Origin of the sequence: Gloeotrichia echinulata CP02, from assembly GCA_038087035.1 — a bacterium.
GTDB lineage: Bacteria > Cyanobacteriota > Cyanobacteriia > Cyanobacteriales > Nostocaceae > Gloeotrichia > Gloeotrichia echinulata.
Map to the genome: position 1 here is coordinate 237788 of CP051187.1, position 24131 is coordinate 261918.

General features: G+C 42.0%; 23 protein-coding genes and 1 pseudogene. 5 read left to right on the forward strand and 19 right to left on the reverse strand.

Annotated features, from left to right (window positions below; translation table 11 throughout):
- Positions 1 to 10 precede the first annotated feature (10 nt).
- From HEQ19_01060 to HEQ19_01115, 12 genes are all read right to left on the reverse strand, one after another.
- Positions 11 to 1003, reverse strand: a complete 993-nt coding sequence (locus HEQ19_01060) for a cytosolic protein (GenBank protein WYL98320.1) — start codon at positions 1001 to 1003, stop codon at positions 11 to 13.
- 287 nt (positions 1004 to 1290) lie between these two features.
- The gene (locus tag HEQ19_01065) at positions 1291 to 1515 is read right to left on the reverse strand and encodes a hypothetical protein (protein ID WYM03188.1); all 225 of its coding nucleotides are present in this window, start codon (positions 1513 to 1515) and stop codon (positions 1291 to 1293) included.
- Positions 1499 to 1984 carry a PIN domain-containing protein gene (locus tag HEQ19_01070; protein ID WYL98321.1) on the reverse strand — a complete coding sequence of 162 codons (486 nt, stop codon included), beginning with the start codon at positions 1982 to 1984 and terminating at the stop codon, positions 1499 to 1501. Before HEQ19_01070 ends, HEQ19_01065 begins: the two co-directional genes overlap by 17 nt.
- 137 nt (positions 1985 to 2121) lie before the next feature.
- Positions 2122 to 2355 carry a hypothetical protein gene (locus HEQ19_01075; protein ID WYL98322.1) on the reverse strand — a complete coding sequence of 78 codons (234 nt, stop codon included), beginning with the start codon at positions 2353 to 2355 and terminating at the stop codon, positions 2122 to 2124.
- An 80-nt stretch (positions 2356 to 2435) separates the two neighbouring features.
- The gene (locus HEQ19_01080) at positions 2436 to 2849 is read right to left on the reverse strand and encodes a PIN domain-containing protein (protein WYL98323.1); all 414 of its coding nucleotides are present in this window, start codon (positions 2847 to 2849) and stop codon (positions 2436 to 2438) included.
- Positions 2834 to 3052 carry a CopG family transcriptional regulator gene (locus HEQ19_01085; protein ID WYL98324.1) on the reverse strand — a complete coding sequence of 73 codons (219 nt, stop codon included), beginning with the start codon at positions 3050 to 3052 and terminating at the stop codon, positions 2834 to 2836. The genes HEQ19_01080 and HEQ19_01085 overlap by 16 nt, the downstream gene beginning before the upstream one ends.
- 402 nt (positions 3053 to 3454) lie before the next feature.
- Positions 3455 to 3883 carry a type II toxin-antitoxin system VapC family toxin gene (locus HEQ19_01090; GenBank protein WYL98325.1) on the reverse strand — a complete coding sequence of 143 codons (429 nt, stop codon included), beginning with the start codon at positions 3881 to 3883 and terminating at the stop codon, positions 3455 to 3457.
- Positions 3880 to 4143, reverse strand: a complete 264-nt coding sequence (locus HEQ19_01095; GenBank protein ID WYL98326.1) for a hypothetical protein — start codon at positions 4141 to 4143, stop codon at positions 3880 to 3882. Before HEQ19_01095 ends, HEQ19_01090 begins: the two co-directional genes overlap by 4 nt.
- Before the next feature lie 347 nt (positions 4144 to 4490).
- Positions 4491 to 4931, reverse strand: a complete 441-nt coding sequence (locus HEQ19_01100; protein ID WYL98327.1) for an SRPBCC family protein — start codon at positions 4929 to 4931, stop codon at positions 4491 to 4493.
- Positions 4932 to 5251: 320 nt separating this feature from the next.
- A complete protein-coding gene (gene zds, locus HEQ19_01105) occupies positions 5252 to 6691 on the reverse strand; it encodes a 9,9'-di-cis-zeta-carotene desaturase (protein ID WYL98328.1) in 1440 nt (479 codons plus the stop codon).
- A 195-nt stretch (positions 6692 to 6886) separates the two neighbouring features.
- Positions 6887 to 7057 carry a ribbon-helix-helix protein, CopG family gene (locus tag HEQ19_01110; GenBank protein ID WYL98329.1) on the reverse strand — a complete coding sequence of 57 codons (171 nt, stop codon included), beginning with the start codon at positions 7055 to 7057 and terminating at the stop codon, positions 6887 to 6889.
- A 1878-nt stretch (positions 7058 to 8935) separates the two neighbouring features.
- Positions 8936 to 10570 carry a hypothetical protein gene (locus tag HEQ19_01115; protein WYL98330.1) on the reverse strand — a complete coding sequence of 545 codons (1635 nt, stop codon included), beginning with the start codon at positions 10568 to 10570 and terminating at the stop codon, positions 8936 to 8938.
- Between the two features lie 492 nt (positions 10571 to 11062).
- On the opposite strand from HEQ19_01115, the gene HEQ19_01120 reads away from it, so the two are divergent.
- The 3 genes from HEQ19_01120 (at position 11063) to HEQ19_01130 (ending at position 12266) form a co-directional block, all read left to right on the forward strand.
- Positions 11063 to 11419 (forward strand): iron-sulfur cluster assembly accessory protein, encoded by a 357-nt coding sequence (locus HEQ19_01120; protein WYL98331.1) that lies wholly within the window; start codon positions 11063 to 11065, stop codon positions 11417 to 11419.
- Between the two features lie 72 nt (positions 11420 to 11491).
- Positions 11492 to 11914 carry a hypothetical protein gene (locus HEQ19_01125; GenBank protein WYL98332.1) on the forward strand — a complete coding sequence of 141 codons (423 nt, stop codon included), beginning with the start codon at positions 11492 to 11494 and terminating at the stop codon, positions 11912 to 11914.
- A gap of 109 nt (positions 11915 to 12023) precedes the next feature.
- Entirely contained in the window at positions 12024 to 12266 is a 243-nt protein-coding gene (locus HEQ19_01130; GenBank protein WYL98333.1) for a hypothetical protein, read from the forward strand.
- A 411-nt stretch (positions 12267 to 12677) separates the two neighbouring features.
- Here HEQ19_01130 and HEQ19_01135 read toward each other — a convergent pair whose 3' ends face one another.
- Complete coding sequence (locus tag HEQ19_01135) at positions 12678 to 13598, reverse strand: TIGR01777 family oxidoreductase (GenBank protein WYL98334.1); 921 nt, start codon at positions 13596 to 13598, stop codon at positions 12678 to 12680.
- 190 nt (positions 13599 to 13788) lie between these two features.
- Here HEQ19_01135 and HEQ19_01140 point away from each other — a divergent pair, with 190 nt between their 5' ends.
- Positions 13789 to 14136 (forward strand): hypothetical protein, encoded by a 348-nt coding sequence (locus HEQ19_01140; protein ID WYL98335.1) that lies wholly within the window; start codon positions 13789 to 13791, stop codon positions 14134 to 14136.
- 211 nt (positions 14137 to 14347) lie between these two features.
- On the opposite strand, the gene HEQ19_01145 is transcribed toward HEQ19_01140, so the two are convergent.
- From HEQ19_01145 to HEQ19_01160, 4 genes are all read right to left on the reverse strand, one after another.
- Complete coding sequence (locus HEQ19_01145; protein WYL98336.1) at positions 14348 to 14848, reverse strand: FHA domain-containing protein; 501 nt, start codon at positions 14846 to 14848, stop codon at positions 14348 to 14350.
- A 433-nt stretch (positions 14849 to 15281) separates the two neighbouring features.
- Positions 15282 to 17708 (reverse strand): heavy metal translocating P-type ATPase, encoded by a 2427-nt coding sequence (locus HEQ19_01150; protein ID WYL98337.1) that lies wholly within the window; start codon positions 17706 to 17708, stop codon positions 15282 to 15284.
- Between the two features lie 598 nt (positions 17709 to 18306).
- Entirely contained in the window at positions 18307 to 18582 is a 276-nt protein-coding gene (locus HEQ19_01155; GenBank protein ID WYL98338.1) for an NINE protein, read from the reverse strand.
- A gap of 857 nt (positions 18583 to 19439) precedes the next feature.
- The gene (locus HEQ19_01160; GenBank protein ID WYL98339.1) at positions 19440 to 21020 is read right to left on the reverse strand and encodes a CPBP family glutamic-type intramembrane protease; all 1581 of its coding nucleotides are present in this window, start codon (positions 21018 to 21020) and stop codon (positions 19440 to 19442) included.
- 1163 nt (positions 21021 to 22183) lie between these two features.
- On the opposite strand from HEQ19_01160, the pseudogene HEQ19_01165 reads away from it, so the two are divergent.
- Positions 22184 to 22349: pseudogene (locus HEQ19_01165) on the forward strand (heavy metal-binding domain-containing protein).
- Positions 22350 to 22465: 116 nt separating this feature from the next.
- Here HEQ19_01165 and HEQ19_01170 read toward each other — a convergent pair.
- Together HEQ19_01170 and HEQ19_01175 are read right to left on the reverse strand one after the other, a co-directional pair.
- On the reverse strand, positions 22466 to 23119 hold the full coding sequence (locus HEQ19_01170) for a hypothetical protein (GenBank protein WYL98340.1): 654 nt from the start codon (positions 23117 to 23119) through the stop codon (positions 22466 to 22468).
- 596 nt (positions 23120 to 23715) lie between these two features.
- Positions 23716 to 23976: a hypothetical protein gene (locus tag HEQ19_01175; GenBank protein ID WYL98341.1), complete on the reverse strand. Its 261-nt coding sequence runs from the start codon at positions 23974 to 23976 to the stop codon at positions 23716 to 23718.
- Between the last annotated feature and the right edge of the window lie 155 nt (positions 23977 to 24131).

The window sequence follows — 24131 nt, forward strand, 5'->3', positions numbered from 1 at the left end:
ACTTACTCGTTTACTCATTTGCTGACTGATAAATTTGTCGCAACTCTTCGGTCGTATTCGCAGTTTCTATCGCCTCTAAAATTGCTGACAACAAATTAACATCTCCAATCGATTCAATTTCCGGTAACAAACTTTGACCCGATTCACCAAATTTGAGTTTTAATCCCAAGGATATCCCCTTAATTAATCCTTGTCGTAGCTGATTTTGACTTTGTTGAATCCCTTGTTGAATCCCTTGTTGAATCCCTTGTTCAATCCCAATCCGCTCAACACTGGTAACATAGCGCATAGTTCTAGCCTCTTCATATTCACGAAAATCTTGCCAAAAATCCTTCTCTAACTCCGATGGTAACGTCAACATCCAATCAATAAATTGGAATAAGTTAATAATATTTTCTCTCTCCAGCCCTTGCTCATACAACCTTCTCACCAAAGCCAACTTTTGCTGCTTACGTTCTAGGCGATTATTCCGCGTTGCTAATGCTGCCAAATGTGCCATTACTACTGTAGCAAATGGGTTACGACTTGCCAGCAATTGCGATTGTCTTTGCTGATAGTCTAACAACTTCACAATCGGAAACTGAAAATCCAGCCGACAACCAAACAAATCATAACTAAACCGATTTGGTCGCCAGTTAATTGCCTCATCTCCTAACACTGCTATCGACACTACCGAGCGATTGTATATATCAAATATCCGGTAGTGACAATTATACATCCGCCGAGGGAAATTAGATTCTTCCTGGGCTTGCACCTCTACATGCACCAAAATCCAAGATTCTTCACCAGAACGGCGATAGATTTTCACCAATTTATCAACCACTCGCTTTCCCAGTTCCGCATCGCGAATGACTTGCTGTAACTCCTTATCTAAAAACTCCGGTGGTCGGCTCCAGTCAATTTCTGCATGTGCTTCCGGGAAAAAGAATAACATGAATTCTTCAAAATACAGTTGTAAAATGTCTTTCCAAGGTGAATCAAATTCTGTTTGAGGATTGGTCATGAAAGTAGATTTTTCTGCTCCTGATTTCCTGGTTTATTATCCCAGCAAATAAGCACTCAATACAAATAATTTATCGGGTCATGATTGTTATTCACTATCATTAACTTTTCAAACATCCTCTTAGGCGATACAGTTCAGTTAGACTCCAATGGTATACAGTGTAGGGGCACGGCACGAATAAAATTGTCATTAGAAGAAAAGATTTTGGATGTTCCCTACGACAATTTTCGTTGTGAATTTCAAAAATAAAATAGTAGTCAGATCGCGATAGTAAAGATGAGTAAAACCTACTCAATAATTTCGTCATATTGATTGGTGTCGTCTTGGGGTAATTGTTTCATTTCCTCCAACACATCCGCCAAAGTTTTTTCATTTAGCCATTGATGACGTTCTTTGGTATAGTCTCCTTTACCGGAACTGAAATATTGAATAAACCGAATAGTATCGGCAACTCCCAGAGAATTGATCAAGGCATCGTAGCCCTGTTTAATAATTTCATTTTGGGTTTTCATCATTGCTTTCCTCAGCTTGTATTACTTCAGCCAGCCATTGAACAGGATTATTGATCAATACGTTAATTAATTGAGAATTTCTTTGAGCTTTTTTGAAGAGTCTGTCATCTGTTGTGAGAAATACATCAGCCTGACTTCTCTCGGCGCTGGTAATGTGGGTAGCATCATAGCTGGAAAATCCTAAGAGTTGAAGTTGGGCTGCTCTGTTTTCAATAAACACACTACTAATAACTTTTATTTTAGCAATGTCGAGTAATTTTTTGACATTTTGTAGTCTCTCTAAATCAGGTGTTTGGTTTAATTCCGCAATTAAAGCACTGCTGTTGATAAGTTTCCAAGTCGCTGATTGACATTGATTCAGAATCGTCATAACTGCCTGTGCTTCTAAATAAATACGAGATTGCGTCTGGTCATCAAACGGACGATTAAAACAACAAGCATCAAGATAAATTTTATATTGTTTACTCATGCTGGTTACCTGAACGGGCGAAAAAAATAGCTAGGATACATATCAAAACTGAAACGTAAATATGCCCCAAACCCTTACCAATTTTGTTAGGCGATACTAACGCGAGTATCGCCTAAGCATAATATCAACTTACTCGTTTACTCATTTGCTGACTGATAAATTTGTCGCAACTCTTCGGTCGTATTCGCAGTTTCTATCGCCTCTAAAATTGCTGACAACAAATTAACATCCCCAATCGATTCAATTTCCGGTAACAAACTTTGACCCGATTCGCAGAATTTGAGTTTTAATCCCAAGGATATCCCCTTAATTAATCCTTGTTGAATCCCTTGTTCAATCCCAATTCGCTCAACACTCGTAACATAGCGCATAGTTCTAGCCTATAGTAAAGATGAGTAAAACTTTAATAGTTCAAGTGACCCCAGATGGACAGTTAAAAATTCCGCAAAATTTAGGGTAAAAGTTCTAAATATTTAATTCTCTCAGTTTTAATCAAGCCAAAATGTCTTCGATCTAAGGTGAGAATTTGTTGAATATGATAACGTTCGGCTAGAACAACTAAGCTGGCATCTACTAAGCCTAATGGTAAATCTTTGTAACGCGCCATAACCAAATTTGCCTGAGCCAAGTCTTCTATATCTACAGACAAATAAGTAAAGTTTCCTTCAGCAAGGTCTTCTAGAAATGCTCTTGCAACTCTTTCGCCCAGATATTTCGTAGCTAGATAATCAACTTCAGGTAGGACAGTAACTGGAATCAGAATATTATGATTTCTGACAATTTCAACAGCAGCACCATGATATTGATCGTCTCGGTTTAAAAAAGCAATGATACCGCTGGTATCGGCTATTACTCTTCTTTCCACAGAAGTGACTCACTTCTCGCAGCCAAATCTGAAATTTTACTAGATCCCATACCCACAGATTTAGGTAATTTTCGAGATTGTAAAGCCAAGTAATTTGAGATAGCCTCGTGAATGAGTTCAGCAGGCGATCGCCCAATTTCAATTGCTAACTGTTGCAGGTGAGCTTCAGTTTCTTCGGGTAAATAAATTGTAGTTGGTTTCATAGTTGAATCTATAAACATAAGTTTATTTTAACTTGATACAGGCGGAAAATTTATCTCTTCCTCGGAGGATGTTTGAAAAGTATTGGGCGAATGAAGGCATCACCTTTTGTTATCTTCCATTGGTAGGCGATCGCCTTTTTCCAAAACCTACGCAGTGATTTTGTGTTAGTCCAGGTCGGTGGACTACCCTGCCTTAAGCCGCTCCGCGTCTATGTTTGTGTAGTAGCGTAGGATCACTTAAATATCTTGGATCAGGCGCCATAATTAATATTGCTCCTAGTTGGGGCTAATCGGACTGTTTCGCTGCCAATGGATAGCTGGTAGTTGGGATAATTTCTGCAATTCTAGGACTTACGCATTGACAATAAAATTTAATCCCAAGGATATAGCCTTGATCATTAATTATTCAACTAAATGAATCCAAGGTAAGGAAAAATTAACCGCATTAAACAGGCGTTTATCACCTGTGTAAAAATCTGCCATAAATTGCTGAGATAATGCTAAATAATGAGCATCATACGTAGCAGGGATGTTAAATTGTTGGGCAATATTCCAAGCTTGTTGATGAAGTTGCTGATCGCTGTAAAATTGAATGGGTAATTTTAGAGCATTGTTGAGAGATTCCTGCGCTTCTGTATTCAATAATTGCTTGGATAATTGCATTCGATGAAATACATTTGTAACTTCGTAACATAACAAGGTGGGAGCAATAATCTGGGTTTGGTTTTGCTCCCAGTTATCCCACAATTTCAAATATGGTGATGTTTCTGAGGGATTGTTGATTAACTTAACTACGAAATTAGCATCCACACAAATAATTTGTCGGGTCATGATTGTTCTTCACTATCAAATCCATCTGCTAACAATTGTTGCTCCCGTTCTTCTCGCATTTGCTGAATAATTTGGTCAATATCTGGTTGCAAAGGTTGACCACTACGCCGTTGCTGGATAGCTTGAGTATTAGCTAAAATTCTAGCTCGTAAATTTTGCCAATTAGATTTATGTTTTAATTTTTGGTTTAATAACTCTTGTTCCTCAACAGACAAAGCTTTAATGGCATTAGCTAAAGATTCAACAAGCTGAATATTCATAGATTTTTGTTCCTTTAAAATATCAACATTTCGCAGACGCAATCCAAAAACATAAGCTTATTTTAACCAAATAAGTAAGTCGGCACGAAAAAACAAAACTATATTACTACATGTAAATATCTCCCAAATGCTTACCAATGACAAATGACAAATGACAAATGACAAATGACGACCAAAGCCAGTACCGTTTATTTGCGCCGACCTACTTACGCTTCAGTTAGAGCCAAAAACCTTGATATACGTAGGTTGGGTTGAGGAATGAAAACCGCCAAATGTTGGGTTTCGTTTTGGTGGATAGCTGATGCTGATATTGCAGTTTCGGTTTTTGTAATACTTTTGCCATAGATTCACTTTTGAATATTGAGAGCATATTCTCTAAATCGCTCCAAATCAGCTTGAATTGTCGATTCCACCGCCCGTCCCAAAAACAAGTTATCCATAATTTTGCCAATAATACCAGGGATAGCATAGGAAACTGTCAGTTTGACAATACTAGTACTTTGGCGATCGTAAAAGCGAATCGCTCCCTGATTTGGCAACCCATCAATCGATTCCCACTGGATAATCTGATTAGGAATGACTTTGAGAATCCGGGATTTCCAACTAAAATCCAGTCCGCCTGTACTCAGCTTCCAAAGAGATATCTCTGGATCATCTGGCGAAATCTTCACCGAATCAATCCACTTCATCCACCGAGGCATTTGCTCTAAATCAGCCCACAAACTCCAGACTAAATCTATTGGAGCCTCAACTTCAACCTGCACACTATGCTCTAGCCAGTCAGCCATGAGATTTTATTAGTAATTGGTCATTAGTAATTGGTCGTTGGTCATCTGGGGAAATTAATTATGCTTTTCCCGAAAGTCTTGGTAGGGGACCTAGTAGTCTGTCAATTTTGTTTTGAGGGATTTTTGGTAGTGTGAGCGTCTCGCTCATGCGGGCAAGATGCCCGCACTACAGTCCATCATTTTTATCTTGACAGAGTACTAGGCCTTGCGCCCTTACCTCATTTTCCCAGATGTCCATTGGTCATTGGGTATTGTTTCCATTCCCCATTCCCCATTCCCCATTCCCCATTCCCCACTCCCCAGCCCCCAGTCCCCAGCCCCTATTTCTTCACACTTTCCAAAATTACTTTAGCCGCACGCCGTCCAGAAATGGTCGCTCCCTCCATACTGTCGATATAATCCTGCTGAGTATAACTACCCGCCAAAAAGAAGTTAGGCACAGGCGTCTTTTGGTTGGGACGGTAAACATCCATTCCCGGTGCTTCCCGATAAAGGGACTGAGCCAGTTTCACCACACTGTACCAAGTCATATTTAATTCTCTTGACGAGGGGAACAGTTCATGCACTTGCTGGAGAACATGCTGGGCGATCGCTTCATTAGTTTGTTTAATAAACGGATCTCCTGGTGTTAGCACCAGCTGCAATAATGACCCTTGCCCTGGGCGATAATAATCAGCAGGGCTAGTCAACGCCAAATCAGCAAAACAAGAAAAATCAGCATCAGCAGTATATAGCAAATTATCCAGTCCCACTGCCTGATTTAGCTGTTTTCGTTTCTCCCCATCTTCTAATTCTGTCACCCAACCATCAAACCGCAGCTGGACTGTGGCGACCGGCACGGCATCGAGTTTGTAAATGTTGTCAAATTCTGACCATTTGCGCCACTCTTGGGGTAAAATGCGCTGGATTCCTGGGACATCACAGGCGAAGACGTAGGCGTCTGCAGTAATGGTTTCTACAGCATCTCCTTGGGCAACTAAAATGCCAGTAACTTCGGTTTGTGCCCCTGATTCTGTAAACTGAATTTCCCGCACCTGGCGACGAGTATAAACTTTGGTGCCTCTGGCTTCCAGGTATTCCAAGATGGGCTTGTGCAGGTACTCATGGGGAGAACCTTCCAGCATCCGCAGTATTGAGGCTTCGGTTCTGACTGCAAAAAACTGGAAAATTGTCAACATGCAACGGGCAGAAATATTTTCGCAATCAATAAATCCCAGGGCGTAGGCGATGGGATTCCACATGCGTTTGATGCTACCAACACTTCCGCCATGACGAGTAAACCAGTCAGCAAAGCTGATTTTATCTAAATTGCGGATGGTTTTCATTGCCCCTTCAAAGTCTACCAACCCACGAACTATCGGGCTAGTTCCCAAGGCGATCGCATTTTGTAATTTATCCAGCGTCGAAAGTTGGGAAGTGGTAAAAAATGCTTTTAACCCATTAAATGGCGCACCTGTAAAGAAGCGAAAATCTAAAGCACCTATCTTTCCACCAATGTTGACAAAGGTGTGGGTATGTTCTTTGAGACGTAAATTGTCTAAAGCCCCAACTTTCTTCATTAACTCGAACAGTTGGTAATAGCAGCCAAAAAACACATGTAGTCCCATTTCCACATGGTTACCATCGCCATCAACCCAGCTGGCGACTTTACCACCCACAAACGGACGAGATTCAAAAATTTCTACTTCACAGCCAGCATCTGCTAAATCTACAGCGGTTGCTAGCCCAGCCAGTCCCGCACCTACGATGGCGACACGCATTCCCTCGTTCCTTTTCAGTTTCTTTACAAATTGTAACTGGGTTGGTGTCGGAATTGGCACAGGACTCAACAATCAAAAGTCCACAGTTGCGAAGGGAACATCAAAAAATTAAAGCAACCAGTGGTCTTTCTTCACTGTTAAGTGCTAACTGTCAACAGCCAACAGTGAATTGAATATTTGTTTATTTGCTGGGTTCTAACTGCTTGTTTCCTTGACATCTTCAGCGATGGGTAAACCTCTAATTAGTTCTCGAATTATATCGGTCGCAGGTCTACCTGTCTGTTGACAATATTTTTCAAGTTTTTCTGCTTCCTGCGCTGCGAGGTTGACAGTTATACGTTTTACCGCCCATTTTTTATTTGTCATTATCCTGTTATTTGCTGTATTTTAACATCACCGAAGACATCTAACTAATAAGATGAAGAAAATAATATTCTCAAAGTTAGTGCCATTAAACAAGTAATTGCATTAATCCTAAAAATTGTCTTTGGCTCAAGGGTGGTTCATTGTACAGTAGACTCTAAAAAGTTTGACTAATTTGTTAGTACTGTGATATTGGGGATATCGGACACTCTTTATGCAAGGAAATAACCTCAATGACAGGATAAATCACATCTTAAAATGAAATTGTCTCCTGGAATGAATTTAATTTCCTTCCATTTAGATGCATCAAGGCCTAGAGATTTTTCTTTGAGCGAAGAATTTTCTGTGTATTAGCCCAAGGTAAGGATACACCTCTAAATATAGAATTTGCAATCACACCTGAAAATTCACGTTGAGAACCATTATCATTCGGACACCCTGACTTATGGGACCTTGGCGGTGGTATATCTAAATGGTGATTACTGTCGTCAAAGTTCTTTCTTCCCAAGCTACTTCACTTACCCCAGCAGGATTAGTTCAGTTGTTCTTGATGCTGGGGAACTAACTGTCTGTAAATATTCTCTGATCTAAATTCTGAGGCTATAGTGTCTCTTTACTTGGACAAAATCACCTGTTTTGAACTCAACTGGTATTTAGTTTCTTGAACATATTCATAACCTGGATTTTCTGCTTGTACTTTCTAGTATCTGGCTGGACTAACAATTTTATCCCACGCTCATTTATCATTTTTTACCTCCCTTAGCAATTATTTGATAAAACCACTTAATTTATTGGCATTATTTATTTTACACCAGCGGGATAAAAAATATTGTACACGTTCAAACTCTTTGATTGTGTTAATTATAGAGATGATTGTCAATCTTTAAATAATCTTTATTCACAGACCATCTCACATAATTTATAAGTTTTTATAAAAAAATACCCAGAAAACTGGATGAACATAAAATTTTTATGAATTAGATATGCTAATAACAGCATATTAACATCCAATAATTACCAAGAGCCGATACGTACTTTAAATAACTTGACTGGATTTTTGCTAGTCTAACCTTGGCAGAGATAGTTTTTGGGTTTTGTAGTGGTTTATCCTTTCTGAATTTACCTAGAAAATAACGAAACCACAGAATAACATAAATACTTCATAAAAATTGCATCAAGTACAAACGGATTTATCCAAGCTATCTGTAGCTAGAAGATATTGTGATAAACGCCCACCTACTGGCGATCACTGACATTAACAAAAGTTAAAAGTCAAGAGTTAAAAGTAACGGGACTAAAAGAAATTATCAAATCTTGTTATATGGCTGAGACGCCCGCCTTTGGTTACCGAAAATTTCGGTCTAGATCCAAGTCCACAAGGACGGCTTTTGGTACAATAGTGGCACTCGTTGCTCAGTGATGTAAGACGGGCTATGCCTGCTGTTGCAGTTTGAATCCAGAATCCCTGAAGAGAAAGTTCAGGGAGTATGTCAATGGTTTTTCACATCATGTAGAAAATCAAGCGAAACACCTAACGCCCTAGTTCTGGGATTTCTAACTCACCGACACCCGCGCATGGTGAAGCTATCCAAACAAAGTTCGGATGTAATTCGCCAAAAGTCAAAAAAGTTCAGCGTTGCTAGTACTCTGTCAAGATAAAAATGATGGACTGTAGTGCGGGCATCTTGCCCGCGTGAGCGAGACGCTCACACTACCAAAAATCCCTCAAAACAAAATTGACAGACTACTAGAAGGTTTGTCAGAAATTGACATCTAGCTAAATCAATCAGTGACGCTGGGTTGAATTTAACTATTTCATCCCGCAATTATGCAACGCCGAAATTTGTTTGTGGTCATTGTGGGTGGATTGGTGATGCTGATTTAAACTTGAGGCATGAGTTGGAGAGTACCAAGACCTAAATCTTTAGGTGAAAGCGATCGCGCCTCAAACAGAGCCATCATATCTCGCAATTGGGGATTACCACGGGCTGATCCTGTGAGTCCTTTGGCAATAATCAAACCACAGTAGCCCTTAGTATTTTTACAACGCTGATTCCATTTTTTACGGGCTTCTACATGGATAGGGTCGTCATCTAAAAACTCACCAAATAGGAATAATTCGCTATTTTGCGTTTGTAACAAACCTAAGTCATAACGATTACCATCAAATGGGTCAGCACCGGGATTAAAGCAAATTGCTTTGAGTCCGCCAGCAGCCTCCAGATTTTCAATGACAGTTTTAGCCTTGGGACGGGAAGTTTGAATTAAAATTACAGGCAACCCATCACCCACTGGCTTGATGTCACCCACTGCGTGATATGCGACTCCTTGGCGGAGATGTTCCAACATCTCCCAAGACACCACACCCAAGCTGAGAAAAGAATCTTCTGGGATTAAATCATCTCGCAATGACTGGAAAACAGAATCTTCTGAGTCTTCCGTCATCTCTTCATCTTCATCAAAGCCTGCCATTTCCTCTAATTCTGCTGCTAACTCCGGCATGGTAGCAACAGTAACAGACAAAGATTTAGTGGCTTCATCTGAGTTCGGGAGTGCAATGCGATAGCGATGATTGAGGCTGGGGAAAGTCTCTCCATAAAGTTGACGCTGGTAATCGCGGATAAAGCGATTCAGGCTCTCTATGGCAACAAAAACTACCAGTGCTTCTTCCTCATATAAAACAGACCGCAGTCCTTCTAGGGGGTGGATATTACCAAAGGTAGGCTCAATTTCTGATAATGGCAGATCAGCTAAATCACTTTCATCCTCCTCATCTTCATCAATTTCCTCAGTACGCTCAAAAGTAAGAAACAGACAATCTTGTTTGAGAAAAGCTTCTTCTAAATGCCCTTGTGATTCATCATCCACTAAAACTGCTGCACGAAACCGCTTGAGAGAATCTTCGGAACGATACAACAAAATTCCATATTCCATCCCCAGCATTCCCATCACCGAGGCATACAGTGTACCAACATCCCAGTTATTAATTTCGATAGACAAGATTTGCTGTTCTTCCAAAAATTCCCAAGGTGCTGTTTCCCAAATGGCAAAGGCCTTATCTGTTAAGGCTTGGGCATACTGTGGGGGTAAATCAGGCGTTTGGCTATCGATGACTTCCGCAAAAGAGCGAAACAGTTCATCAATCAAAGGTAATTCTGGTACATAGTCGATAGTAATGTCCAAGTCTTGCAGCACCCCGCGCAGGTAAAATTGAATTTCGCGGTCTCGCACCACAATTTTTTGCGGTCGAGCAGGTTTAGCGGGACTATGGGGATGCTCCATTGCCCGCATTAACGTGCGAACAATTGCTTCTGTCCCCGTTTCTGGTGCGACTACATCCATTGAGCGAACAATACCTTGGGAACCATCCACCCAAAGAATACATTCTCCCTTGCCTTCTGAGTCTTGTGGCTGGGTTGGTGATCCTGATAATGGACGGCGATCGCCCTCCCATACAGAAGGAATTTGAGTTAATTTCTTCAATCGACGACTGGTAGAGCGATTAAAACTTGTCATAGAGTAAGTTGATCAGTAGAAGCAATACGTTCGTAAACTTTTAGGAATGGCGAGCCTGGGCTGACAATTTCCTCGCTGCACACCAAGAGTCTTTCCGACTCAGGCTGCCACAAAACTTTAACTCTTACCAAAAAAACTGGGTCTAAAGCCCCGTCCTTCTAGGACGGCTTTTTGGTAAAATAGTGGCAACAGGCAGGGCATTGTCTGTCGGGCTAGGTGATGTAAGACGGGCTATGCCTGCTATTGCTGTTTGAATCCAGAATCCCTGAACTTTCAGATCAGGGAGTATGTCAAAATACCGAATCTCTAAACACACCGAATCTCTTAATTCTAGAATAAAAATCTGTAGCTGCTTTTGACAGAGTGTTGACAATTTACCAACTAAGGTCATTAATGTCGCTAGAATGAATACAAAAACTGAACGGCTACCCAAGGGCAGTAACCAGCCTATACAGGGTAATAGTTAGACCACTTAAGGAGTTGAAAAAGCAGATGACACAAGCAACTCAGTCTCAACAGAGGGGAATCCTCTTGAGTGAAGCCGCATTACGCCATGTAAAATTCCTGCGGGACAAGCAAGGCTCAGATTTCTGCTTACGGGTAGGAGTCCGACAAGGTGGCTGCTCTGGGATGTCTTACATGATGGACTTTGAAGACCTTGGTAAGATCACTCATCAGGATGAAATTTTTGATTATGAAGGCTTTAAGATTGTCAGCGATCGCAAAAGTCTATTATACCTCTATGGTTTAATGCTTGATTATAGTGATGCCATGATTGGCGGCGGTTTTCAATTCACTAACCCCAACGCCAATCAAACCTGCGGTTGCGGTAAGTCATTTGGGGTGTAAGATTGTCAGTTGTCCATTGTCATTAGACTCTGGACAAATGACTATTGACTATTGACCAATGACTATTGACCAATGACTAATACAGTTGAATCCCTGTTTGATACAGGTTTAGAACGTTATAAAGCCGGAGAATCTGTTGATTCTTTAATCCCTGTATTTAAAGAAGTGTGCGATCGCGCCCCTAGAAGTAGTCCTGCTTGGACTTGTTTGGCTTGGTTGTATCTACTCGATAACCAACCCAACTTGGCTTACAAAGCCGCACAGAAGGCAGTAAAGTTAAATTCACAAGACGTACAAGCCAGGATTAATCTCGCCCTCGCTATGCTCGAAAGCAATCAAAAAGGTCTGCGAGAACACGTTAATTTTGCCAAACAGTTAATTTTTGTGAACCCAGAATGGCGGGATGAAATTATCAACAGCATTGAAGATGGTTTCAGCCGCAAACCAGATTGGCAAAGTTTGGCAAAAGTCAAAACCTGGCTGTTTGAGGAGTGAGAAATTAAAAGTTAGGAGTTAAAAGTTAGGAGTTAGGAGTTAGGAGTTAGGAGTTAGGAGTTAGGAGTTAGGATTAATTTTAATTCCTAACTTCTTGTTTTTGCATGTCATGAAAGATAGAATATTAAATTGGCTAAATCTAGTTTTAGTTGCGGATGTGTTTTTGGTGTTGTTTGGTTTTGGGTGGTTAGCGATCGCAGCGATTGGTGATGCTTCAGGAGTAAATCTCGGTCTGGATTTGTGGCATCAGCTGTGGCAACCTGTATTCAACCCAGCTATTGGCATTCTGATGGGTGGTGCTATTCTCAGCGGTCTCATCAGTTGGATTTCTCGCAAATTTGCTAAGGATTAGTCATTTGTCATTGGTCATTGGTCATTTGTCATTTGTCATTGGTCATTGGTCATTTGTCATTTGTCATCATTGACCCTTGACCCTTGACCCTTGACCCTTGACCCTTGACCCTTGACCCTTGACCCTTGACCCTTGACCCTTGACCCTTGACCCTTGACCCTTGACCCTTGACCCTTGACCCTTGACCCTTGACCCTTGACCCTTGACCCTTGACCCTTGACCCTTGACCCTTGACCCTTGACCCTTGACCCTTGACCCTTGACCCTTGACCCTTGACCCTTGACCCTTGACCCTTGACCCTTGACCCTTGACCCTTGACCCTTGACCCTTGACCCTTGACCCTTGACCCTTGACCCTTGACCCTTGACCCTTGACCCTTGACCCTTGACCCTTGACCCTTGACCCTTAATTTCAGGTTAAAATTTGTTTAAGTGCTGATTGCAAATCAGGGTATTGGTACTCAAAGCCAGCAGCCACGGTGCGCTTAGGGAGGACTTGTTGACCTTCTAAAACTACTATCGCCCCATCTCCCAAGAGGGCTTCGAGGGCAAAAGCTGGAACGGGTAACCAGGAAGGGCGATTCAGTACTAGACCCAAAGCTTGGCATAAATCTGTCATGCGGACTGGATGAGGGGCAGTAGCATTATATACACCTTGTGTTTCGGGTTTAGTTAAGGCTTGGAGTATCAGGCTAACTACGTCGTCTAAATGTATCCAAGAAAACCACTGCCTACCGCTGCCAAGTGGTCCACCAGCAAAGAGTTTGAAAGGAGTAATCATTTTGCCTAAAGCACCACCCAAACCTAGGACAATGCCCAAACGCAGGATTACCAGGCGCACACCAGCATCCTTAACCTTTGTCGCCTCTGCTTCCCAAGCAAGGCATACTTGAGCGAGAAAATCATTGCCAGATAAACTAGTTTCGTCAAAGGTAGCAGTTTCACTGGTGCCATAGTAGCCGATAGCTGAAGCGTTGACTAACACAGTTGGTTTAGGGTTAGCGTTGGCTATGGCTTCGACTATTTTTTGTGTACCTAGTTTACGGCTATTGAGGATTTTTTGCTGTTGTTCTGGCGTCCAGCGTTCCTCGGCGATGGGTTCTCCGGCGAGATGAACGACACTATCACAAAGAGCGATCGCATTTTGCCAAGCACCGGATACAGTAGGGGTATAGGCAACAATTTCTACATTCGGGAAGGTTTGAGAGGGAAAAACCTTTTGAGCGAAATCAGTGCTACGTGTGAACACCAGCACTTTATGACCTTCCTTGTGGAGTCGTGCGACTAGACGACTACCCACAAATCCTGTGGCTCCAGTAATTGCGACTTTCATATGCTCTTTGCCAAATCTTCATTTTATTAAATTTTGTGATCAAATTTTCAGCTTACACCTGCCTGTCGCCGGAAGACTACTTGCTTTGATCACTAAAAAACTTGATTTTTTGAAGGAATGTCTAAAGACTTGCCGTTTAGAGGCTTGGGTATTATAGGATGGACGGAGTGTTGCAAGGCTCGGGGCTATTATGGCTCGCTATACCTGTTCATTTATTGTTTCTGTTGCTATTGACCATCTCCAACCGTTACTTGTAGGACTCCTACAGGACTGTGAGTTGGATGTTCAATACTACACAGCCGATTACATCATGGCTCGTGAGATCCCTGGTAATGTTTCTTTTTCTAAGTTAGTGACGGTGGAAGTATTGATTGATAAATCAACAGCCACCGAAACGGAAACTCGCTTGAGTATTGTGGTTAAAAACGAGGAACTACCACTCCAACTTGATAATCACTGCCGACAAATGTTTGAATTTGTCAAGCAGGCAATTGAACATAGCCGTCATTGGCATTTGATTGAAAGTCTGGCGGGGTAGAAGAATGCTGAGTTAAAAGTGCAGCGTAGCGGGGTTAGCCCGTAGTGAGTTAAAAGATCGCCAACAAGGGACGGGGTATCAACCCTTTGCAGTTCTCCAGATCAGATGATTCCGCCCACAGGGAATGGGGCATTTACCTGGGCATAAGTATTTTATTTAACATAGGCTACGCCCCGCTACGCTAACAGCACTTACTACTAAACACGGACATTTATTCCTCAAGATCTTCAGTCATACCTGGGTTTATTAGTGTAATATCATACTCGCTTGCATCCGTTTGTCCACAACGTTCAATGTTTTTCAGTAGGTAATAAATAGCACGTACCTGCGGACCAAAAACGATCTCGTCTTCATTTTTGAGGTCGTAGGCTGGCATCTTGCGTCCATTAATCATCAGACCATTGGAACTAGGCTTGCCTTTGGCATCACCATCCACAATTCGGTAATAATAGCTATTACCATTGTGTTCTCGTGGTAATCTAACTAATGTGGCATGGCGGCGGGAGACAAACTGTGACATCAAACGGATATTGCAGTCTCGGTCTCTACCAATAGAATAAACGGCTTGATCGAGAGAAAATTCCTTACGACCTTGATCGTCTTCAAGAATTAGTAGATGGTTTTCATTAGTGTCTGCTGGCATTGGTGCGTCTTTGCTAAAATCGCTGGCACTGTGATTGATCAAAATTTGTTTATTATAGTTTTTTGCCATTGTCGCCCACTACAGTGTGTGGTAATAAGCATTAAAATTATTAATTTCCTGGAAACTTTTTGTAATTCGTAATTCGTAATGGGCTACGCCCCGCTACGAAGCTCGTAATTACTTTGTTTTCAGGGATAGTCAAGTATCCCACTAGACACTCAAAACAACTACCCAAAGGTATTGCAATTGCGCTTACTTTTTTTGTTAAATTGCTTTGGGAGTCTATCACTTTGCCAATTCGGTACGCTCACCATCCTGACATTTCTCGCTCTTTTTGTGTTGCCTTTAATAGGTGTACTAAGTAGCCGGGATTCCACCGAACTAGGAATGGTTCAACACGTTGAAGTTGCCCTACTTGCTTCTTAATTATATCAGAAGACCACAGCGACTAAAGTTAAAGAGTCGTTTCCCACGAGCGGTCTAAAGACACTGAGTTTCCCACTTACCGCGAGGTTCTATGACCCAGGCGACGTAATAATACTGAGTTGCTGACCACACTAACTGAACTAAACGCCATTAAAGCAGCGGCGCCAGAGGGACTAAGGACAAAGCCCAAACTAGGCAACAAAACACCCGCTGCTAGGGGAATTCCAATTGTATTATATGCAAAAGCCCAAAATAAATTTTGACGAATTTTGTTGAAGGTGGCACGACTGAGGTAAATTGATTGGACAACATCGCTTAAGCTATCCCGCATCAACACAATAGCAGCGGTTTCCATAGCCACATCCGTCCCAGAATATAAAGCAATTCCTACATCTGCTTGGGATAAAGCCGGCGCATCATTAATTCCATCCCCAACCATTGCGACAACGGATTTTTGATTGGGTATTTTCCCCATCTCCCCAGTCTGAAGGGATTGAATAGCAGCAGCTTTTTTGCTGGGAGGAACACCCGCCATGATATCAGCACTATCTAGTCCCAGTTGTTTGCCGATCGCCGTCGCGGCTTCTTGGCGATCGCCACTCAACAAAATTACCCTTAATCCCATTTGGCGCAATTTGTCAACCGTAGCTTGAGCATCGGATCTGAGGGAATCGGACACCGCAATCAGTCCGGCTAAAGTCCCCCTAATCGCCACGTAAACGACTGTTTTACCATCTGTTGCCCATTTCTGAGCCATCTGTTGGGCAGTATCACTAATGGCTATACCGTGCCAACTCAACCAGTCCCCGTTGCCTAACAAGACAGTAGCGCCCTCTACCACAGCGGATACGCCTAATCCTGGTTCGGTGTGAAAGTCCACAGCGTCTGGGATAGATAACTCCTGCTGCTGCGCTGCTTGCTGGATGGCTTTGGCTAGGGGATGGTATGTGCCGCTTTCTACAGCCGCTGCTAACTGGAGGAGGGATTGGGGATTTGCTGTTTGGGATTCCTCAATGCACAGACAATCAGTTACTGTGGGCTTACCTGTGGTCAAGGTGCCAGTTTTATCAAAAACAACGGTATTTAGCTGGTGTACCCGTTCCAAAACATCGCCGCCTTTGATTAACAGACCACGTTCTGCACCCATACCAGTGCCCACCAGAATCGCCGTGGGTGTAGCCAGACCCAAAGCACAGGGACAAGAGACGACCATAACGGCGATCGCCAATTTTAAACTGAGTAACAATGGTGTTAGCTGAGTGTGATGGGTGGCGTGACCCATCATCTCCATACCGCCTGAAATGGTGATATTTGTCCAGATGTGGGTACCAAAGAAGTACCAAAAGACAAATGTCAAGCAAGCTGCAGCCAAAACCCCATAGGTAAAGTAACCAGCTACAGTGTCTGCTAATTTCTGGACTGGTGCTTTGCGGGTTTGGGCAGCTTCTACTAGGGCGACAATGTGAGCTAGAGTGGTATCACTGCCGGTACGGGTTGCCTGGATGGCGATCGCTCCCGATTGGTTGAGGGTACCTCCTGTCACCAAATCTCCCGGTTGCTTGATCACTGGCACGGCTTCCCCAGTTAGCATCGACTCATCCACTGTTGTTTGCCCAAGGCGCACCTCTCCATCAACAGGGATTTTATCGCCTGGTAGTACCTGCAACCACTCACCAATACGCACCTGGGCGGCGGGAATCTCGATACTAGTTGACCCAATAACCAAGTCATTGCCAATTTTCTCTGGGTTGGCTATCAATCGCGCTAATTGTGGCTGGAGTGCCAACAATTGTCTAAATGCAGCGGCGGCGCGACCTCTAGCTTGTTGTTCCAAGGTGCGTCCCAGGAGGATAAAGCCTAACATCATCACTGGTTCGTCAAAGAAGCAATCCCACCCCAATTGGGGGAACAGCAACGCCACTAAACTAGCGCTGTAGGCTGTCAGCGTTCCTAATCCCACTAGGGTATTCATATTGGGTGCATTCCGCCTCCAACCCAGCCAGCCATCTACTAAAATCGGGCGTCCGGGAAATAGTAGCGCTACCGTTGCCAATCCACAATGGAACCAGATGTTATTCCAAAATGGCAATAGTGATGTCGCGATATTACCAAAATGTCCAATTCCCGATAACACCAGCAACACACCAGCAATCACCAGTTGTTGGAGTGCAGATTGCATTTCTCGCTGCTGTCGTGCTTCGGGGTCGGGGATAGCAGATGTTTCCCCAGCCAAATCTTTAGCTGTTCGGGGTTGAGTTGGGAACCCAACCGCTGTCAATCGCTTTGCCAATGCGTCTGGATCTACCGCACCAGCCGCCGCTTCTACGACTGCTACCTCTGTAGCCAGGTTCACACAAGCACTCTCGACTCCTGGATGTTGGGTTAGCTGTCTTTCTACGGCATTTACACACCCAGCACACTTCATTCCCCCTACATCTAGAATGATTTTCTCAGTTATCGGGGTTTGTTCTGGGGCAAGCTTTGTTGTCGGTACAAGTTGCATGGCAAGAGTTTAGTTAGATTCGCTACGAAAAGACAACGCCTCACTAAAAGCGTCCCTATTTCGAGGGTAGGCGAAATCTGCAACTACGACTGCATGTCAAAATTATATTTTTATTTTAACATAAATTTTCAAGCAATAACCAGGGCTTACGCTAGTGTCACATTTAAAGAATGGTGCGTGACGCCACAAGTCTTGTGACTACGTACAATATTTATCGCTGCGTCACGCACCCTACGATTATTATTGTGCCCCCAGAGTAGATCATAAATAACTACAGATCCTCGTAGGGGCGCAAGGCCTTGCGCCCCTGACCAGTGGACTTGTGCCCCGTCAGGTGTAATAGGGTATCAAGGACGGTTCCAGCGTTGAGAAGTTACGTAGATAATTGCTCCCAGTTGTATTGGTATGAAAGAAATCAGGCTTTTCAAAAGATAATGAATTTCTAAATTGGACATAGCGCTGAAATACCCAAAGCCCAACAATAGGAATATGCTTAAGGTCAGCTTGTTACGTTTGAGGGTTAGCATTTAGCAGTTTTTCAATAAAGAATTAACAAAGGTCAACCGATTTTGGATTTTGGATTTTGGATTGACTTTTTCTAGAACCAGCCCTGCTTATTCAGAAAGTAAGTATTGACGAATTGTTCATGGGATTTGTTCAAGTAGATCATGCCTTCAATCAAACCGACAAGTTGCATAATTATGAAGCTAAAACCGTAGGTGAAGGAACCACCTACAACAGAAATTACCAGCATAATAAAGCCTTCTGGAGCGTATCCAAGAACAAATTTGTGGACGCCAAAGCCTCCGAGAATAATGCCACAATAACCAGATATAAGTTGTTTGCTAGTGTGATTAGTATTGAGATTAGCCATATAACTGCAGTTCCTTAATAAATGAGATATAGTTGTAAATTTTTCCGTTCAATAATATATATACAGGACTCCTATTGAAGTAAATATATTTATTGGTTAAATATATTTAAACTTTTATTTTTGTCCCAGCATAATCGCAAATAAATAGCCAAAACTAGCGTGCCAATATTCCATAGGGAACCTGATGACACTCAGCATTCAGCACTACTGAATCTTGTTGAGTTTGACTACAAATTTCAGCACAACAGTTTGGCAGATTTATCGGTTAGACATCTCTGTTGAGGAGAATTAAGGGAATTCCAAATAAAAAAATATTCAGTTCACAGTAAATCGTCAACCGTCAACCATCAACAACTTCAAGTGGTTGTTTTGATTTTTTGGATTTCCCTAACCTGAATAATCAGCAAAAACTGTTCTGCTGTAATAGCACTGTTTTCAAGTCATAGAGTTTTACGTCCGGACTTTTTTCCAGATGACTCCAATAATGAGAAGGCAATTTTTGGCGATTACCAGCCTTATGCACCCAAAGAATGTGGTATTCACCAATACAAAGTATTAGGGTTTTCAAAACCCTGTTCACTTGCCGATTCCCATTTCCCATAATTCCAGCCAAGAAAGGCTTGGGAAGGATATCAAATATCGAAAATAACGAATTTCACCCAGATCATACTAGATGCTTACTTAGATATTTTGTTATCTATTTAACAGAATTGCTGGAGTAGAATTTGTCATCAGCAACGTTTGCCCTGAAGCTAGCATTGATTCATGCTTTCTTATAAATTATAACCGATAAATTGTTTGTACTTGACACGATAAAAGCAAATTTTTTGACTGAAAACAACAGTGGATTTTTAGTATTATTGATTACCACTCCCTAAAATAAATAAGCTGAGTAGGGTGCCACTATTCCAGAGGCTGTGGAGGAGCATGGGAGCGAGGAGATTGCGCGATCGCGTGTAGACTACGCCTAAGACGATTCCCAAGGCGGTAAGTGGGAGAATTTCCGACAAGCTCAGGTGAGCAGCAGCAAATAACAGGCTACTAGCTAGAACAGATACCCATACTGGTAAGTAACGAGTGAGGGAGGGTAACAAAAAGCCGCGAAAGAGAATTTCTTCAAATAATGGAGCAGCGATCGCAGCTGTGATGTAGAATATCCCTAGTGCCACAAAATCTTGGCTTTCTAATGCCAGTTGGAGTAGAGGATTACTGCCACCCTGTCCTTGCCATAGTTGTTGATTGAGCAAAGACACCAACACGACTATGGGTAAAGCGGTGCAATAGCCACCCAGTCCCCACAAAAACCACTTACCCTGCAAACGGAACTGAAACCATAATTCTGGTAGGGGGAAAAAACGCCTGATGGAGCTATAAAGCACCCACAAAGCACCTGATGCTACCAGCAGATAACTGACTAAGACGTAGAAAGCTTGAATGCGGACATTACCCAGGGGACGGGGGATAGGGATCAAGGATAAAATCAAGGGCACAAAGACTTGTCCCATCAAGAAAAAGCCCAGGATGAAAACCTGCAAAATCGTTTCACCATCCCAAGGGGTAGACCAAGGGATATCAGCATTTTGAGCTAATAAGGCGGCGTTACCCTTGAACAACCATTGACCTAGCAAAACAATTAGCAGTAACGTACCAATCACAGCTGCTCCCGTGGGGATGATGCTAATCAGCGCTAATTTCAACACAGATTTAGCAGCTACTTGCTGTTGTAAGGCTTTCACCTCTGATAATGCGTCTGGACGTTGCTGGAGTTGATATAATTGAATCAACGCCGTAGAGCGAAACCAACCGTCTAAATTATTTTGAATCAACTGCTCGGCATTTGGTAGGAGAAGGGGAGGATTACTCCAAAGTCCCTTCAACACAGCAGCAGTTTCGCTAAACTCACGATTGCTATCTAAGCGTTGCTCTAATTCAGTCCAGGTCTTGATGGCTGTATCCGTCTTTCCTGGCTGTGCTTGTAAAATTCCCACGCGCAAATCTAATTCCCCCAGCAATTTTTCCAGTTGCTTGAGAGACTGCTGTAGCTGTTGCGGTTCTACAGGGCTAGAAGTTTTGGTAGTACGCGGGATATCTGGTAGTGGTTGTGGGGGAGTGGTAATATTGACAGCAGGCGATCGCAGTTGCGCCAATTCCTTTTTCACCTTTACCAAATTAGCTTGTACCGATTTCCGCGCCTGTTGATATTGCTTCGTAGCATTTTCTAGAGATTTCTCACCCAGTATTGCTTCGCGAAATCCCTGCAAATTCTCGTCCTGGCTATCTTCTGCTTCCCAGACTTGGGCTTGTAGCACCAGATTTGTTTGGTACAATTCCAGGTTGCTTTGGATCTGCGGTTTTTGCCAACTGCTGAATAAAGACTGACCAGCAATCCAGACTGCTACCACCGTCAGCAAAATTAAACCCAACCGTTTGATAGTCATCTATTAACCCCTAGAACTAACCAATGAGAGCGTACGCCCCTTGGGAATTATCGCAAGAAAAAGCAGAAGGTGGATAGTGGATATCATCAATCTGTAGGCAACTCAGGGCTAATTTATGATTTTAACCACGACTGATGTCATCCAAGGAGCTGTGATTGACCAAAAAGCGAGACGCAAGCCCCTGGCTTTAGACATGGGGATAAGTCGGTAGGAACTTTTAAGTTCCGTGAAACGATTGTGTGGCTTGGGCCACAGTGGTATAATTGAAGAGCTTGTGAGTAAGAACAACCATCTGCGCGTTGATTCATCCTAGTACGGAGCAATCCCGGCAACGGACATATCCAACTTGATTTGGAATAGTTAAAGGGCAAATAATGGCAGGATGTTGAGCGTACCTAACTGGCGTTGTGATGGACTCGGAAAACGAAAAAAAAGAAACGTAAGCGCAATTGCAGCACTGCCGTGGTAGTTGTTATGAGCGTCTAGGGTGTCTTTGATAGCACCATTAAAAGTTCGTTTATGGACTCTTTAAGAATCCCCCGGCTTTAGACGTGGGGAGTATCAATCATATTTAGCTTTCCCGACAGAAGCCCCACGCTCACTCGAATGAGCGTGGGATGAATGGCGCGTGAATCAATTTTGGATTTTGGATACTTCGACTTCGCTCAGTACAAGTTTTGGATTTTAGATTGACCCCATGCACGCCACTTGCTTTAAGCCGGGAAACCCGTCCACCGCAGTGGCTTATGAATGCAGGGGCTTCAATTAAAATTTTTTGATACTTCGACTTCGCTCAGTACAAGTTTTGGATTTTAGATTTATTCCACGAATAAATTCGGGGGCTTGGGACCAGTTTAGATTTTAAATTTTGAATCTTCAATCCAAAATCTAAAATCTAAAATTCGGTGACGAATTGACCAACGAGCGAAATTGAGCATAGCGAAATCAGCAATGTTGGTCGGTGAGGAATGAACACTTTCTTGTTTTTTTTCAAAATATTTGATATAATTTTAACCAGTAGGTGTAATCCAATTAAATGCTGAAAAGCAGCCTATTAAAATAAAAGCTAATTGTTTGGCTTAACCAAAGAACCGTGGGGCGCACGGTCTTAAAGCTCAGTCAATGTCTTCATAGAAGAGTCGCTGAGAAGCCCACACTCACCTGAAAGGGAGTGTGTGGAGTACGTCACAAGAATTACAGCAACGGGCACAGCTTTTAGGTGCCAACGCTGTTATCGGTATTGAAATCGATACTGGTACAATCAATGTTGACCAGTCTGGGGTTTTGATGTTGATTACTGCCACAGGTACCGCTGTGAGGATGCGTTAGTTTTGTCACAATAGCGAACTTAAAACTTCAGAAATATGATGATTTCGTAGGGTGGGTAATGCTGACCACATTCTGCTTTTGGTGGGCATTACCAACTCTACTACTCAATCACAAAGTTATTTTTGTAGAGGTTGAAACTCTCTCCTATACTTATCTATCTGTGGATTTTTATCAGTAAAAGATGCAGGAAGTTTGTCTAGAATTTCTTTAACCATTTCTGAAGCTGTATTGCAAGCCCAGAAAGCAGCTTTAGCAGTGCTGACTTTCAATATTATTGAATCCACTGATGTATCTAAAAACATATTTTTATCACGAAGACGTTTAATTAAATCTCTTCCAAAATATTTCATTTCACCATCCTCTTGTTCTTCAATGACATCTTCGGGTTTAAGATGAACTAAACAATTACGCAAATTGAATAGGTCTGCAAAGTCTTGATAAGGTGGTTTTCCTTTTTCCAAAGGACTATTTAAGGCTTCACTAGCGAGCATAAACTTATGTTGTGTGTTTTTCCTGTTAGAATTAGATTCTTCAATGGCATCAATCAACTTATCCAAAAAAGCCTCAGTTGATCCCGCTTGCTTTTCACATTTAGCAATAGCAGGAATTTCATTAATAAAAGCCTCTAATGCTAGTGCAGAAAAAATTATAGATACCAAAGCATCATTTTGTGTGTGAATTTCAAAACCTTCCCTTGCTTTAGAATAACCATCCTTCGCAATTTGATAGAAACGATAGGAATCTACGATGAACCCTTGATTTAATGGCATATTTTAAGTTTGACTTTCCTGCACAATTAATTTACATTTACAACTATATTTAGATCTCCAGGCAAACGCACCTAAAATTAACAAAACTAAATGGACAAAAAACTAATTTGGTGTATTTGACGTATAAATAAGGTTTTTCGTTAATTTTATTTTTTATCCGTAGAATTAAGGTAAAAATTATCATTCCATTGATTCTCAATAAATAGGGGTTAATGCGAAAAATTAGGGGTTTATTGAGAAGATGGCATTTTTATTGACAAGGTGCGTTTGCCCTGACTAGATCTCTTGTATTATCAAAACAATAAACTTTGAAAAAATAGCTATGGGTGCCACTGGACAAATGACAAATGACCAATGACCAATGACAAATGACAAATGACCAATGACCAATGACAAATCACCACTTCAAAAATGAAGCTTCGATTCCCTGTTCTCGGCGAATTTTGCCATCTTTTTCAAACCAGTAAGGGCACGGCAATGCCGTGCCCTTACGAGGGTATATTATTGCGTAGGGTGCGTTACGGCACAAGATTAAAAAACATAGCGAAAATCAATATTTTTGCCGTAACGCACCATCTTAGCTATTTATCAGAGTTTTACCACTTCAAAAATGAAGCTTCGATTCCTTGCTCTCGGCGAATCTTACCATCTTTTTCAAACCAGTCAATTACTTGCTGTGTCGTCAAATCTTCTATAGCCACACTATACTCTTGGGCGATATGCTGCAAGAGTTTAAGTGATGAAATGGTCAATCTGGTTAAAAACTTTTCTGGGGAAGACAACAAAGCGGCGTCTACTTTTGCTGATTCTTCTAGGGTCAAAAATTGTGTTGATGGTTGCTGTGATGGTAAATCCATAGAATTTCTAAATTTTATTAAGTTTTATCTAAAAGTGAGCGTTTCATGGCATGGTAAAGCTGATTACCACTTAGCCATTATCCATAATCTACACTGGATTGGAAAACAAATTTAGGGACTGACAAATTAAAAAATATCCAATCTTGTTGGTGCGC

What these genes read in the sequence shown, in the direction of transcription:
- HEQ19_01060 (WYL98320.1), bottom strand. Translation starts at nt 1,003, where the DNA reads ATGACCAATCCTCAAACAGAATTTGATTCACCTTGGAAAGACATTTTA.
- HEQ19_01065 (WYM03188.1), bottom strand. Translation starts at nt 1,515, where the DNA reads ATGAAAACCCAAAATGAAATTATTAAACAGGGCTACGATGCCTTGATC.
- HEQ19_01070 (WYL98321.1), bottom strand. Translation starts at nt 1,984, where the DNA reads ATGAGTAAACAATATAAAATTTATCTTGATGCTTGTTGTTTTAATCGT.
- HEQ19_01075 (WYL98322.1), bottom strand. Translation starts at nt 2,355, where the DNA reads ATGCGCTATGTTACGAGTGTTGAGCGAATTGGGATTGAACAAGGGATT.
- HEQ19_01085 (WYL98324.1), bottom strand. Translation starts at nt 3,052, where the DNA reads ATGAAACCAACTACAATTTATTTACCCGAAGAAACTGAAGCTCACCTG.
- HEQ19_01090 (WYL98325.1), bottom strand. Translation starts at nt 3,883, where the DNA reads ATGACCCGACAAATTATTTGTGTGGATGCTAATTTCGTAGTTAAGTTA.
- HEQ19_01095 (WYL98326.1), bottom strand. Translation starts at nt 4,143, where the DNA reads ATGAATATTCAGCTTGTTGAATCTTTAGCTAATGCCATTAAAGCTTTG.
- HEQ19_01100 (WYL98327.1), bottom strand. Translation starts at nt 4,931, where the DNA reads ATGGCTGACTGGCTAGAGCATAGTGTGCAGGTTGAAGTTGAGGCTCCA.
- zds (WYL98328.1), bottom strand. Translation starts at nt 6,691, where the DNA reads ATGCGTGTCGCCATCGTAGGTGCGGGACTGGCTGGGCTAGCAACCGCT.
- HEQ19_01110 (WYL98329.1), bottom strand. Translation starts at nt 7,057, where the DNA reads ATGACAAATAAAAAATGGGCGGTAAAACGTATAACTGTCAACCTCGCA.
- HEQ19_01115 (WYL98330.1), bottom strand. Translation starts at nt 10,570, where the DNA reads ATGACAAGTTTTAATCGCTCTACCAGTCGTCGATTGAAGAAATTAACT.
- HEQ19_01120 (WYL98331.1), top strand. Translation starts at nt 11,063, where the DNA reads ATGACACAAGCAACTCAGTCTCAACAGAGGGGAATCCTCTTGAGTGAA.
- HEQ19_01125 (WYL98332.1), top strand. Translation starts at nt 11,492, where the DNA reads ATGACTAATACAGTTGAATCCCTGTTTGATACAGGTTTAGAACGTTAT.
- HEQ19_01130 (WYL98333.1), top strand. Translation starts at nt 12,024, where the DNA reads ATGAAAGATAGAATATTAAATTGGCTAAATCTAGTTTTAGTTGCGGAT.
- HEQ19_01135 (WYL98334.1), bottom strand. Translation starts at nt 13,598, where the DNA reads ATGAAAGTCGCAATTACTGGAGCCACAGGATTTGTGGGTAGTCGTCTA.
- HEQ19_01140 (WYL98335.1), top strand. Translation starts at nt 13,789, where the DNA reads ATGGCTCGCTATACCTGTTCATTTATTGTTTCTGTTGCTATTGACCAT.
- HEQ19_01145 (WYL98336.1), bottom strand. Translation starts at nt 14,848, where the DNA reads ATGGCAAAAAACTATAATAAACAAATTTTGATCAATCACAGTGCCAGC.
- HEQ19_01150 (WYL98337.1), bottom strand. Translation starts at nt 17,708, where the DNA reads ATGCAACTTGTACCGACAACAAAGCTTGCCCCAGAACAAACCCCGATA.
- HEQ19_01155 (WYL98338.1), bottom strand. Translation starts at nt 18,582, where the DNA reads ATGGCTAATCTCAATACTAATCACACTAGCAAACAACTTATATCTGGT.
- HEQ19_01160 (WYL98339.1), bottom strand. Translation starts at nt 21,020, where the DNA reads ATGACTATCAAACGGTTGGGTTTAATTTTGCTGACGGTGGTAGCAGTC.
- HEQ19_01170 (WYL98340.1), bottom strand. Translation starts at nt 23,119, where the DNA reads ATGCCATTAAATCAAGGGTTCATCGTAGATTCCTATCGTTTCTATCAA.
- HEQ19_01175 (WYL98341.1), bottom strand. Translation starts at nt 23,976, where the DNA reads ATGGATTTACCATCACAGCAACCATCAACACAATTTTTGACCCTAGAA.